This is a genomic window from Niallia tiangongensis (assembly GCF_044704065.1).
Lineage (GTDB): Bacteria > Bacillota > Bacilli > Bacillales > Cytobacillaceae > Niallia > Niallia tiangongensis.
Window position 1 is genome coordinate 216,273 of sequence record NZ_CP162613.1, and the last position, 14,357, is coordinate 230,629.

General features: G+C 34.7%; 11 protein-coding genes. 10 read left to right on the forward strand and 1 reads right to left on the reverse strand.

All coding sequences use genetic code 11. From position 1 onward, the window contains the following. Positions 1-74 precede the first annotated feature (74 nt). Both pglZ and brxL read left to right on the forward strand, forming a co-directional pair. A complete protein-coding gene (pglZ, locus tag AB3U99_RS01175; protein ID WP_400244959.1) occupies positions 75-2,633 on the forward strand; it encodes a BREX-1 system phosphatase PglZ type A in 2,559 nt (852 codons plus the stop codon). Positions 2,634-2,651: 18 nt separating this feature from the next. Then, entirely contained in the window at positions 2,652-4,709 is a 2,058-nt protein-coding gene (gene brxL, locus AB3U99_RS01180) for a protease Lon-related BREX system protein BrxL (RefSeq protein ID WP_400244961.1), read from the forward strand. A 1,024-nt stretch (positions 4,710-5,733) separates the two neighbouring features. On the opposite strand, the gene AB3U99_RS01185 is transcribed toward brxL, so the two are convergent. Further along, on the reverse strand, positions 5,734-6,129 hold the full coding sequence (locus AB3U99_RS01185) for a hypothetical protein (protein WP_400244963.1): 396 nt from the start codon (positions 6,127-6,129) through the stop codon (positions 5,734-5,736). A 517-nt stretch (positions 6,130-6,646) separates the two neighbouring features. Between AB3U99_RS01185 and AB3U99_RS01190 the strand changes: the two genes are divergently transcribed. The 8 genes from AB3U99_RS01190 (at position 6,647) to AB3U99_RS01225 (ending at position 14,356) form a co-directional block, all read left to right on the forward strand. Further along, entirely contained in the window at positions 6,647-7,387 is a 741-nt protein-coding gene (locus AB3U99_RS01190; RefSeq protein WP_400244964.1) for a multiprotein-bridging factor 1 family protein, read from the forward strand. Between the two features lie 91 nt (positions 7,388-7,478). After that, the gene (locus tag AB3U99_RS01195; protein WP_400244966.1) at positions 7,479-9,344 is read left to right on the forward strand and encodes a phage/plasmid primase, P4 family; all 1,866 of its coding nucleotides are present in this window, start codon (positions 7,479-7,481) and stop codon (positions 9,342-9,344) included. A 151-nt stretch (positions 9,345-9,495) separates the two neighbouring features. After that, positions 9,496-10,386 (forward strand): hypothetical protein, encoded by an 891-nt coding sequence (locus AB3U99_RS01200; RefSeq protein WP_400244967.1) that lies wholly within the window; start codon positions 9,496-9,498, stop codon positions 10,384-10,386. Positions 10,387-10,615: 229 nt separating this feature from the next. Next, positions 10,616-10,984, forward strand: a complete 369-nt coding sequence (locus tag AB3U99_RS01205; RefSeq protein ID WP_400244969.1) for a hypothetical protein — start codon at positions 10,616-10,618, stop codon at positions 10,982-10,984. Positions 10,985-11,086: 102 nt separating this feature from the next. Next, entirely contained in the window at positions 11,087-11,398 is a 312-nt protein-coding gene (locus tag AB3U99_RS01210; RefSeq protein WP_400244970.1) for a hypothetical protein, read from the forward strand. Positions 11,399-11,726: 328 nt separating this feature from the next. Beyond that, a complete protein-coding gene (locus tag AB3U99_RS01215) occupies positions 11,727-12,173 on the forward strand; it encodes a hypothetical protein (RefSeq protein WP_400244971.1) in 447 nt (148 codons plus the stop codon). A gap of 111 nt (positions 12,174-12,284) precedes the next feature. Then, entirely contained in the window at positions 12,285-13,367 is a 1,083-nt protein-coding gene (locus tag AB3U99_RS01220; protein WP_400244973.1) for a four helix bundle protein, read from the forward strand. 596 nt (positions 13,368-13,963) lie between these two features. Then, positions 13,964-14,356, forward strand: a complete 393-nt coding sequence (locus tag AB3U99_RS01225) for a hypothetical protein (RefSeq protein WP_400244975.1) — start codon at positions 13,964-13,966, stop codon at positions 14,354-14,356. Position 14,357 lies beyond the last annotated feature (1 nt).

The window sequence follows — 14,357 nt, forward strand, 5'->3', positions numbered from 1 at the left end:
CTCTAACTAGGATACATCGGCGTTTTGCTGGTGTATCTTTGTACTATAATGATAATAGAAGGTAGGTGAAGTGATTGAACATAAATCAAATAGAATCTGCATTATCAGATATATTCAATGAGCCATTAAAGGATGGGGAACAACGGAAAATAGTGTTTTGGGTGGACAAGGATGATGAGTTTACCGAGGACATACAACAGCTTACCGTTGATAACGTAAAGTTTCATACACTTACAGATCGTAACCAGTTTCAGACTAAGTATTTGCTCGAAGAAGAAGATACTACGTCTCCCTACTTGATTTATACAAACCTGGAATTAGGTGTGGAAGACAACTGGTTAGCGGATACTGTGTTTTATTCGAAAACGTTCTATGCAGATCGAATTTCTCTAATTCTAAGCGAGTTGCAAATAGACCCGTCACTTCGAGCTGTAATCAAAAAGTATGAACGCTTCTTTAATAACAAAGAGAGATTTAAAAAATTCTCAGCATTGAATATTGAAACCTATTCAGAGGGACTCATTGAACTTTCAATAATGAGTGTATTGTGTAACGTCAAAACACCTGATTTTGAAGAGATTTTAAAGACGGTGTTAATGGATACACTGGAGGATACTGAGAATAGATTCTTGTCCCTTCTTGAGAAATTCTTTGATATTGAAGTGTTCTGGAAGTATGTTTCTAATCACTATGGTTATGAACGAGAGAAGAAAAGCCTAAAAACATTATTCATTCAGTTAGTAGTTACGGCATTTAGCCAATCGGTTGCTGATGAGGATATATGGGATTTAGAAGTATTTATTTCCAATCGAAATAAAACGAATGCAGTTGTGTTTATTGACCATTGGATGCACCATAAGACGGATTATGTGATTTTTGATGAATATGCGGAAATGGCTGAACAGGAAATTCAACTTTCGAATATAATCAATAATCTTCCAATTGGAATTTTTAAACAAGCGGATACTTTTCCATATATCGACCGAGCAATCATCATTTACATAGCTAATGGATTAGTTACACAGCTTGAGGATTATGAAGAATACACGAAACTCATTAAATTGAGAAGAGCAAAGCATTATTATGATAACTTTGCTTCCATATATGAAGCACTATACTACACTGTGAAGATACACGAGTTTTATAAAGAACATCAGCAAGGTATTCCACAGGGACGAGCTATTGATTTGTATAAAGCGTATGTAAATGATTATCATTTAATGGATACATATTATCGTAAGTTTTATGTGGCCTATGATGAAGAGAGTAATCATGATTTATTAAAAAAATTAAAAACACTGATAGAAGATTTATATACAAACTGGTATATGGGTGAGTTGAGTTCCCATTGGTCGCAAGCAGTTGAGTCTGAAATGACAAAGGATTGGTCATTACCAGGCGTTAAAAATCAACAAGACTTTTATTCTGCTTTTATTGACTCTAAAGTTAGGAATGGGGAACGAGTATTTGTTATCGTCTCAGATGCGATGAGGTATGAAATAGGTGTTGAGTTGGCAGAACGGCTCAATACTGAAACGACGGGTGTTTGTGATGTGGAAACATTACTGGGTGTAGTCCCTTCTATTACAAAACTGGGGATGCCATCACTCCTACCACATAAAGAAATAGATATAGATACAAATGGTAGAGTTTTTGTAGATGGAAAAGATTCATCTGGTTTGGAAAATAGGAAAAAGATTATTGCATCAAAAGTGTCTGAGAGTATCGCAGTTCATTTTCAAGACGTACTATCAATGAATAAAGCTGGGCGAAGAGAAACCTTTAAGGGCAAAAAGCTCGTTTACATCTATCACGATACGATTGATGCTATGGGGGACAAGGCTTCAACAGAAGTCTATACGTTTAATGCAGTCGAAACCTCATTAAACCAATTGTATGACTTAGTGAAAATTATTCGAGATGATTTAAGCGGAACGAATGTGTTTATTACGGCTGACCACGGCTTCCTTTACCAAAGAGATGAGTTAGAGGAAAGTGATAAAATTGCTCAGGGTTCAATAGATGCGATTGAAGAGAAACGTCGCTATATTATTTCAAAAGAGTTGAATGGTGTTTCTGGTCAATTGGCTATTAATCTTTCAACCATTATAAAAAATGATCAGCAATTAACAGCATATTTACCCAAAGCGACACTTAGAAACAAAATGCAAGGTTCAGGTATCAATTTTGTTCATGGTGGTGCAAGTCTTCAGGAAGTAGTAGTACCATTGTTAACATTTAAAAACAAACGGACTGGGCAAAAAGGTGCTAAGGTCATTAAAAAAGTAGATATTAAACTTACGAATACTACTCGTAAGGTGACGAATAGCATTTTCAACCTGGAGTTTTTCCAAACTGAAAAAGTAGAAGACAAGATAATTCCTCGAACTGTTGTCATCTATATGGCTGATGAGGAAGGCAGCGTAATCTCTAATGAGGAAACGATTATTGGGGATCGATCTTTTGATAATCCTGCTGAACGTACATTCAAGCTAAAGTTTGTATTGAAAAGTATTCCTTATAATCGTAATAAAACATATTACTTAACTATAAAGGATACTGAGACTGGCATGGTAATAGAAAAAATACCATTTAACATCAACTTGGGTATTATCAGTGACTTTGACTTTTAAGAGGGAGGAGGACAGTGAATGGCAGAAAATATGAATGAAGGATTAACCGTTGATTTAGATAAAAAACTAAATGACGTTTTTGCTGGAAGGGTTGTACGTAAGGATTTAACGAATCTTATTAAAGAGGGAGCGAACGTTCCAGTATACGTGCTAGAATATCTCCTTGGCATGTATGCAGCAACCGATGATGAGGATAGCATTCGTGAAGGGTTAGAACGAGTGAAGAAAATTCTTTCAGAAAACTTTGTTCGTCCCGACGAGGCAGAAAAGATTAAATCAAGAATCCGTGAATATGGTCAATATTCTGTTATAGATAAAATAACAGTAGCGTTAAATCCGAAGATTGATACGTACGAAGCTGAGTTCTCCAACCTTGGATTAAAAGGTGTTCCCATTTCATCTATGTATGTGAAAGAGTTTGATAAGCTCCTTGTCGGTGGTATATGGTGTATGGTCAAAATTGATTATTTTTACGACGAAGAGGTACGCAATTCAAATCCTTTTAATGTTAGTAGCTTACAACCAATTCAAATGCCCAACATGGATATTCAGGAGGTATTTGAGGGCAGAAAGAGCTTTACAAAAGACGAATGGATTGATGTGTTAATTCGTTCGACAGGAATGGAGCCAACTCAATTAGAAGAACGTGTGAAGTGGCATTTATTGCTGCGATTGGTTCCCCTTGTAGAAAATAATTACAACATGTGTGAACTCGGACCTCGTGGTACGGGTAAATCACATGTCTATAAAGAATTATCTCCAAATTCCATTCTTGTATCTGGTGGCCAAACAACGGTAGCCAACCTTTTCTACAACATGTCTACTCGAAAAATAGGACTTGTAGGGATGTGGGACTGTGTCACATTTGATGAAGTCGCCGGGATTCGCTTTAAAGATAAAGACGGCATTCAAATAATGAAAGATTATATGGCATCTGGTTCATTTGCTAGGGGAAAAGAGGAGAAGAATGCTTCAGCCTCCATGGTTTTTGTGGGGAATGTTAATCAGAGCGTAGACACGCTGATAAAAACATCCCATTTATTTGCACCATTTCCTGAAGAGATGGCAAATGATACTGCATTCTTTGATCGGATGCACTATTATCTGCCAGGTTGGGAAATTCCGAAGATGCGTCCAGATCTAATTACTGAAAAATATGGATTTATAGTGGATTATATTGCAGAGTTTTTCAGAGAAATGCGGAAACGCACTTTCAGTGATGCGATTAATCGCTATTTTAAACTAGGAAACAACTTAAACCAGCGTGATACAAATGCTGTCAGAAGAACGGTTTCTGGTATGTTAAAACTCTTATATCCTCATGGTGAATTCACGAAAGAGGATGTTATAGAGGTATTGGAGTATGCTCTCGAGGGTCGTCGTCGTGTTAAGGAGCAGTTAAAGAAAATTGGTGGTATGGAGTTTTATGATGTTATGTTCTCTTATATTGATAAAGAAACACTTGAAGAGCATTACATTTCTGTTCCAGAGCAAGGTGGAGGAAAACTAATTCCTGAAGGAATGGGTAAGCCAGGCCATGTCTACGTTGCTGGACACAGCCATTCTGGAATGATTGGTATCTATAAGCTAGAAAACCAAGTTGTCAGTGGAACAGGTAAATTTGATAAATCAGGTGTTGGTTCCAACCGTGAAGCAAAAGAAAGCCTAGATACAGCATTTCGCTTTTTTACAGCCAACAGTAAAGGCATTAGTAATACCATTAGCACCAAAACAAAAGACTATCTCATGCACATAAGTGATCTTCAAGGTATTGGGTTGACGGATGAACTTGCCATTGCTGAATTAATTGGTCTATGCTCAGGAGCGTTAGGAAAGCCAACACAAGAGAGTTTAGTCGTCATAGGTAATATGACTGTCGGTGGGACTATTTCTAAAGTGGAAGAGTTTGCAAACACTTTACAAGTATGCGTAGATGCAGGGGCTAAAAAAGTATTAATACCTGCAGCATCAGTTATGGACTTGCAGACAGTTCCACCAGATCTTTTGGTAAAAGTGCAGCCAGTGTTTTATTCTGATCCAATAGATGCTGTGTTTAAGGCTTTAGGAGTTAGCTAAATAGAGTCATTATATAAGAAGGAGTCGGTCATCCGATTCCTTTTTTAGTATGTTTACATTAATTTTATGAAGTGAGTTCAAAGAGTTTCCCTTAGAGGAATCTATTTTGATAGCATTTTTTTGTAATTCTTGCTAAGTACAATCTACCTTGATGAAAAGAACCACCTTGACGGTAAAAACATAGCTATTTACTCAAGGGGGGCTTTGCTTGCATTAATTGAAGGGCTTCATTCAACTGCATTAATAGATGATACGAGTGAAACGAGGATGTTACGTCATCTCTTTTAAACGCTATATCTGAACTCTTAGACTAATTTAGATTTCTGTTAAATTCATTGAAAGGGTAAATTCTTTTCTTGTACGAGTGAAACGAGTATATAATGACAATTCTTTTCTTATTCTATTGTTTTACTTTATGAGATTAGGCTATTTATTACCTTAGTGATCTATATCAACTACAATTGCTTCTTATGTATTATGGAAATTCTTAATGTATGAAGCATTTATTAAAAAACGAGTATAACGAGTAAAGGTTACTAAAAGTTTAATAGATTTAATTAATAATCTTGGTTTTCATTATAAGAATGTTAAATATAAATAGAACAACTGCACTCGTTTTACTCGAAAGATACAAAACTCGGGTTAAGAATCCAATACATCAATTATAGTAGGTTCTCACAATGAGTGATTAAATTACATAATAAGGTGAAGTGTATTTAAGCATTAAATAAAGTAAATCAAATTCACTCGTTTTGCTCGTATGAGGTAAGAAGGGCTTCATTCAATGCAATTGATTTCTGTTAACAGGTTCTCTTAATTACAGTAAAGGTTACATGTTTCAGAATGTGAATGAAGGTTTTAATATTCCTATAAATAGATAAAGTAGACTAACTGCTCGTTTCACTCGTTTATGATTGTGAATGTGCTTATGGAAGTCAAACCGTGTTAATTAAGGTAGTTAAGTTTTTTTTCAGTTTAGTTGTTTGGAGCTATAACTAGAATTACTTTATTGTTGCCTTGGAAATTACGAATTAAATAATTTGTATAGCATTCCTTTTAGAAATCCATCACTCTTTGTATCTAGTTCATCCTGTTTTTTCCATATTTCTGCTAATTCTTTACACCATCTGTCAATTCTTTGTTGATCAAAATTTTCCTTTGTCTCTTCATTATCAATTAAGGCTAATAATGATTTAGCACGTTCATGATATTGAGAACTTATATTATTTCTAATCTGCTTCTGGTTTTCTAAATCGGAGGCTAATCTTTGCCTTGTGTAGTCAGCAATAACAGGTATCACTGCCTTGGCTGTTTCCTTTAACAGTGTTTGTCCGAAGGAGCTCGTTTTCTTGGTATCTATTACTTCCATGTCTTTCATATTAATAATCTCTAGGCTTTCTTTAGATGAATTTTTACTCATTTTCCCCATCTACCTTCCAATTAAAAGTTGAATTCAAGAACAAGACTACAATAACCTTATTATACATTAGCGAATATCCCAAACTATTAACTTTTAAAAAATTCGGTAATTTTACTATTTGGTTTACCAAGTGTAATTCTTGAATGAATAAACGCAGCTATACGGGAAATAAAGCCATTCCCTTCAATCCACAATCCAAATAATAGCCTCAAGAATTCCCTCCAAATCCTACTCTGTTTTTTGTCATAAGCTGTCTTATCGATGATCGTAATCGTTTAAGTAAAGTAAATAGAGGAGGTAGGGCGTTAATAATTTTGGTGGGTAGCAAAAGAGTAGTACAATAATATTACGTAAACATCTACTTTCAGTGTTAAACGAAAAAGCCCCATGCTTATCGTGGTATTTAATAAGTTAGACAAAAAATCAGTTGCTCGAACATAAAAAAATATTGACATTAGGCAATAATCGAATATAATAAGAGTATGGACAGGCAATGAAGTTGTGAGGAGATGGATATTTGGAAGAAAATAAAGTACCCAGATTTGGACAACTTATTCTAAAGAAAAGGAAATCTAAAGACTGGTCCCTAGCCAAGTTAGCAAATGAGTCTGAAAAGTATGGGCATCGCCTCAGCGAAAGCTATCTGAATAGATTGGAGCGTGGTGAACGGACAGAGCCGAGTATTAGCGTAGTCATGGTTCTCATTCAAGTGTTGGGGCTTTCTTTAAAGGAAGTTTTTGAAAGCCTTGAAATGGGATACATATACGACAAGGCAATACAGGGTAATACGGCTACGACCTTAGTTCTCCCTCATGACTTGAACAAACTCAATCTTGTGGTTACAACGGAAAAGGACGAAATTTCTATGTCCGATGAACAAAAACAGTTAATTGGCAAGATGATCGCTGATTTATATGAAATCACACTCTATGGTGAACCTAGTTATTTTGAAAATGAGTCAGCAGGATATGTCCTAAGTTTAGGTAGAATTTTAGAAAAAGATCTGTACTTAATTGAACTAGAGAATCAAGGATTCAAACTATTCTTCGATGTTAGAGTAATGGTTAGCAAGTATAACCTCCTAAAATATGATATTAAATCATCGCTGGAAAACATCAATATAAAAGCATTGTATAATACCGAAATGTCTATTCCTTTACCAATACTAGATGAATATTGGTCGACAGTAAGAGAAGAGGACAAAATAATAATAGTAGACAAAGTATCAGAAACATTAAAACCTTATATAAAACCTTAGTAATGGGGGAAACCCCATTATAATTTCATCACAATATTGCCTAAAGGCAATTTATATAGTGGTGAACTACACAATATAAGGAGGAACCATTATGCTAAAAGAAGAAAAGATTTTGAATTATGATCTACCACAGGAATTAAGAGAGGCTCGAATTTTTGTTTGTACAAAAACTGAGCAGATAGGTAAGGAAGAAGTAACCACTTCATGGGACCCAACAACTGATGAACAAGTAGATGCAAGTAATCCATCCTACTTGATGACTTTAGAGGATGCACTTGAATTGAAGGAAAATGCCCCTAAATATGCAAATGCAGGAATAGGGCTTGTATTAAGACGAGAAAATCCCTATATTTCAATTGAAATTCTTGATGCAAAGAATTCAAATGGGGAATTAAGTGAAGTAGCAAGAGAAACCACAGACATGCTTACAGGCAGTTTCTATGGGGAATTTGTTGGATCATCTTTAAAAATGATTGTAAAAGGCTTCTCTATTGGAAATCATCAATTTAAAAATATCAAGGTGAACTATTTTGACAGTGATCATTTGGTGCCATTAAAAGGAAGTGTATTTAGGAAACCTAAATCTCCGTGGAGTCAATCTGAAGGGTTGGAAAAAATCAAAGAATATCATTTCAAAAAGAACTGTCAGGTTGATGAGAACTCAAAAACCCTTCCAGAACATTATATAAAAACAAATAGTGGTCTAAAGCTGCTACCTAATGTTCTCGTATCGACACTATTGAGACAAAAAGAATGGCTCATCTGTAATTCAATGGTCTATGCTAGGGATAAAAGTAAAGGTATTTTTCAAAAAGTTGGAATTGATGAAGTTGAACTTGAAATACTAGATTACATGTCACCTAAATATCTAACAAACAAAGATATTGAGGACACCAAAAAACTCCTATTGAAAAGAATACCCAAAGATAATGAATTGACAGATTCGATTCGAATGAAGGAAAAGGTAAACTTCAAAAATGGCGTTTATGACATAGAGTCAAGTACATTTGGGTCTTATGAGCAAAGCTACAAAACTGCTTTTCAATTAAATGTTGGGTATCAGATGGATGCACAGTGTCCTAGATTTGAAGAATATATAGCAGCTTCATTAACAAAAGAAGATGCTGACACAGTTCAGGAAATGATAGGTTACTTGCTTACAACAGAAATGAAGGCACAGAAGGCCTTTATAATGTACGGTCCTGGAAATACGGGCAAATCAACATTAATTGAAATCATTGAGGGAATTATTGGTAGAGATTATGTGTCCAATGTTCCATTTCAAGAATTAGGAGCAAAATACCGTACAGTGAAGCTATTCGGAAAATTACTGAATTCCTATGCTGACCTCCCGCAAGGAACCATTAAAGATACCTCCGTATTTAAGGCGTTGGTCTCTGGAGATAGTATGCACGCAGACGATAAGTATGAAAAAGGATTTGACTTTAACAATACCGCTCGTCTCCTATTCGCCGCAAACAAATTACCTTCGAATTACGTTGATCAAACCTCTGGATTTTACAGAAGATTAACCCTAATCCCCTTCCAAAATGTTGTTTCCAATGAAAATATTGATCGAAATTTGAAAGAAGAAATGTTTAAAGAACGAGAAGGCATTGTCCAGTGGGCTTTAATTGGTTTGAAACGTTTAATTTCAAACAATTACCAGTTCACGGAAAGTGATGGTTCAAAGAACTTAATGAAGGAATACAAGAAAGGAAATAATAGTGTTCTTTGGTTTTGTGATGAATTTTGTCTTTTAAATTTAGCAGCAAAGGTATCTGGCAAAAGACTTTATGATGAATATAAGAAAGAATGCTTAGATGCTAAGGTATCAGCAGTCCCTCAACGTGAATTTTATTCACAAGTGGAATGCTTATTTGCTAATGAGGGTGTTGCAAAACGACAAGGGTCACAAACTAGAGCTGTTGAGTTTGTTAGCATCAAATTAAGATGAAAAATTCAGGGAAATCGATGTCCTAAAGTAAGACATCAAACTATCAAAAAAATATCCAATAAAGTAAAGGAGCTGGAGAGGGTTTCAATAGTTCTCTCCTCCAGATACCTTATAGAACAACCAAAAAACAAAGAAAAAGGAGTAGATCATAATGACAATTTCAAGAGAATTCCATCCATATCGTTCTGCATTTATCCAAGAAAAAACTTTAGCAAAAAAGGAATTATCTAAAAGTGAAAAGGACTTTAAGTGGAAAAAAAGGAAGTACGACGCTTCAGCAATTTTTGGTGACATAAATACTCATGATGAGTTTGAAAGAGTATCAGAAGAAAAGAATGTCTTTTCGATGGTATTTACAAATTTAAAGGATATAAAGGAAGAAGCACTTTTTCCTTGTGAAATATTTGATGGAAACGAAGCGTGGATAGGTAAGGATGCCATAGGAAAATACAAGTATTTCACAGGGGAACCCTTCAATGAAGCTGTGGCTTATTCGATTTTTGATTTGCTGCTTTGCTTTCAAGGAGTACAAGGAAAGGGGTATACACAGCAACGAAAGTTCGTAAGAGATGAACTAATCAATTTGTTGAACGTGTTTAATGGTGATGCGGATTGGGAGCAAAAGGAAAGGGAGAAATACATTGAAAATATACACATTCTCACCTTGTTTAAAAATCAAGAGTTTCAAGCGAAGTATCCCAATCTGTTCAAAAAAATAAAGTCTTATCTGTATGTACTCGAAGATATGTTAATTCATGGTCAAAAGTTCATTAACATAGAAAAAAGGAATGAGAAAAACAACTCTATCTTCTCAATGTATGCTAGTCAAAGTAAAGTATCTCCAGCAAGTTTCAGTAATGTTGTCAAAAGGTTCAAGGAATTAGGATTCCTTTTTGCTGAAGAAAAAAGGGTAACTTTTTTCGATAAGAGGATTCAATCAGAGTGCCTAACCAACACAACATTCTACTCATTTCCTCTTTACTCGGAGACATTCTTCAAAGAAATAGAAGAAAGTTTAAAACACAACAAGGGACATAAATAATTAAGTGCCCACATTTCCACTCGTACCCACCCCACTTGAGCTTGATTCAAAAAGCTGCGAACCTCACCATAACTTAGAATCCAAAAGTCAAACAGCATAGAATTAGGTGCAGAAATCGTGCCGATTTAGCTACAGGGATTTTCGCAAAAATTTGAATCAATTTAAAAATCCAAATCAAAAAAGAAATACGTAATTAGAATTAACAAAACCAATTACAGGAGGAATTTACATGGGAACACAAGCATCATTCATCAAATTTAAGGATAGTTCGACAATGAAAAGAGAGTTAAGAAAGTATGACAAAAGAGTTAAAAGTGATGATGTAGTAGAGATTGTAGCCTTAGAAAAGGTTAAAAGAGATATTTATCCATTTGAGAAAGGTGAAATTGTTGCAGTTGTAGTAGGAGAACGCTGGATTCAAAAGGAAACTAAAGAGCTTTGTAAGGAGCTGGGTGTAAGAAGCATTGTTGAAATAGTATTTGTCGATAATCCATATTATTGGGATTTGGCAATTGAAAAGGATAGAAGCCTTGATGAAATGCTTGGTGAGCATTTTGAAAAGCTCTCAGATGAGGAATATGAGGTGCTTTTGCAATAAATGACTCAACACCACTTGAACATTACTATTTTGATTATTTTTGAAGTCAAATAGTAAGATAAATTAGATGTTATCAATCATAAAACAAAAGGAGAAATGAAAATGATTAAAATTATTGATGGAAAACGTTACAACACTGATACAGCAGAAGAAATTTGTGATTGGACAAACGGTAAGTTTGGTAAATTCGAATATCGTGAAAAAACAATGTTTCGAACAAAGAAAGGTAATTGGTTTATTTATCATTATGGAGGGCCAATGACTGACATGGCAATTTCTGCCGGCATGAATTCATGGTCTAGTAGTGAAGATATTGAACCGGTTACTGAAAAGCAAGCTCTCGATTTTTTGGAAAAATATAATGGTTACAAGGCTATTGAAAAGTATTTCCCAAATCAACTTCAAGATGCTTAATTAAGTTGCTTAAATTCAAGAAACTTCTTTATGAAGAACCCCCTTCTTCAAAAAATTTCCACAATTGAACCCTCAAAGTCTTCATTAGGCAGCACTCAGAGTATTTTTTCCAAATCAATGAATTCACTGATATGTTCATTTCTTTGAAACTCTAATTCCAACTATTGGTTCTATCTTATTTCAAAATTGGTCTTTCGGCTATTTTCTGCTAGAGGTAAACAAGTGATAGCAGGAATAAAACAGGGTAGAACCTTGAAGGGTGATTAAGCAAGATGGAAAAGAATAGGGTAAATAAAATATAAAAACAAGAAAAGGGAGAGATGTTCCTATGAAAAATAACGTAATTCAATTAGATCAGAATAGCCACAACAGTATGTATGACTTCGATTTTGAAAGTTTGCTAGAGATGATATTGGACCACGAAGATGATTTAGATAAACCAATTTGCAAAAGTGCTAGGTTAGATAAAGATGGGAAGCAATATGATGAGGAATTCTTTTCGAATAGGGATGGAGAGATCGTTTGTGGATTAATCTTAACCAGTTTTAAAGAATGTGAGGCATTTGACGGAGAAATAAACATTCACTGGGAGATTTTTGTCACAAGGTCCGGAGAATGCTTGGTCTTTTATGCGACTTATGAAAAGATTTATGACCGCAACAATGATGAAGAAAAGAGTAGAGTATATCGTTTCTTTCCTACGGATCAATCCCTATTGGAGGAAGAAAAATCGGAAGCCATTAATGAGCTATTTTATAGACATTATAAGGGCTAAATGAAATCCAGTTTTGAGAACCGTTCAAAAAATAGTCAACTGAAAGGTAAGGGATTGGATGACTTTCCATCCCAGCCACCGTTATCCAATCTAAAAAGGAGATGATTCAAAATGAATGAAAAGGTTAAACAAATACAACAAGAGTATCGGGAAATTCGGGAATTATCGAATTACAGTATTTTTGATATTGAAAGTAGCCTTAAAAGTTTTGCAGAGAAAGGATTTGTCTGGATTCTGAAAGATCTAAAAGACATCTGTGAAGCTGAGGGAATCCTAATTGAACACTATTGCGATAAGTTCAGCTCCTGCCAGATTTACGACAGCCTCGAAGACTCCCTCTCCTCAAAACCCTCAAATGAATCTGCTTCAACATCACCCAACCAATCTTCATTAAATATAGTACCTGTACACAAAGAAAAACAACCCAAGCATCAACAGCACCTTGAAGTAAGAGATGTAAAGCAATTCTTAGGTTATAAGAAAGCCAAGGAATTGGAAGAAAAGATTATTGAACTATGCAAAAGTTTTCCCTCGTATGAAAAGAAACATGTTATCGACCAAATTCATAGGAGTGCAAAATCAATAAAAGAACGAATCGCTATTGGAGAACAGATGTATATTGGTGAAAAGTTTAACCAATATAGTGTGAGCATAGGATCGGCAAAAGAAACTTCCGCATGGTTACAAATCTCATTGGGACAAAAATATATAACACAAGAGCAATATGATGATTTGGATTACTTGGTAAACCAAGTGGTGTCTATCTTAACCAAAACCCTATGTCATTTAAAGGACAACCATGGCAAGGGGATAAATTTGCCTAATCCTTATACTCCAAATGTGAAAAATTTTGGAGCATACGAGAATGCTCTATTGCTGGTGGAAAGAATTTATGAGATTACAAGGCAACGAGAATTTTGGCGGGAAAAAGATATTTTATATGGCATGCGACAATGTTCCACTTCATGTATTGCCAATATCGCAGAAGCTCATCAGTTGTATATACCCAAAAAGTTTCGTTTCTTCAATGATTCATTGAAGGCGTTACAAGGGCTCGACAGTTTGTTGGAAACATCCTTGAACAAAGGTATTATTTCTGAAGCGACCTTAAAAGAAATTGAAGAGTTAAGGATTTCTATACGAAATGTACTTTCATCGAATATGGCAAACATTAGCGATCAGAAAGTGAGCTAACCAATGGAAGGATAAGGAGATATAATGCTCTTTATCCTTTCTTGTTTGGATGGAATATATGATTTTAAATTTGCTACTAATGTAGCTTAAAAACTTATATATAAGTGTGCGGATTCTTTATTACTGATAATGCCTCAGCCTGCAATCTCTCGTTCTGGAAATCCTTGAACTGTCTACATACCTTAAATCCTTTTTATAACATTGAAATTGGAACCCTTAGCTGGAACAGGTGTTATACTAATTAATTGTGTCCTATCTATTTTGCTTTTGCTAATTTACATCCTTTCTTTTAATTATATTTGTTTTATATTTCGCTGATGTTTTTGTTATTATATAGTAGTATTCGTATTACCATATTTTCATCCATAATGCAACGTGGTTTGGAGGATGAAAGTGCTTTATAGTTCGGTTGAAAGTTATACATATATATGCTACTTGAAGCATCATATTTTAATATATATAGTGTTTGTTTATCTAGCGAATTTGAAAAAGTGAATAAAAGAGATGAAATGGAAACATAAGAGGAACATAAAAGATTGATAATGATAGAATTTGGATATATAATAAAATTAGGTAAATGGGAGGCGGTAGAATATATGGATTTTAATATTGAATGGTATTCACCAAGTATTGGAACACCAATTGTTTCCTTGGCGGAATATGGTGTTGTTTTTAACAAAGCTGCTATAGTATCGCTAGGATCCCCACACTCTATAAAATTAGGTTTCGATAAAGAAAATAAATATATAGTCGTAGTAGGAGTTACAGAAGAGGAATCACCAGAAGATACAATTGTTTTTAATAGTAAAGAAAAAAATGGTTTTATCCGTATCAATAATAAAGATTTTATTCGTTTCGTTCTCCGATATTGCCCCGAAATAAAACTTGACAAGGCAAAAAGATTTTTAAGTATAAAAGAGGGCGACTTTTTGGTTGTGGACTTGAATTCACCTGTTGATGTAAACGATGATGCAAACGGATTTGATTAAG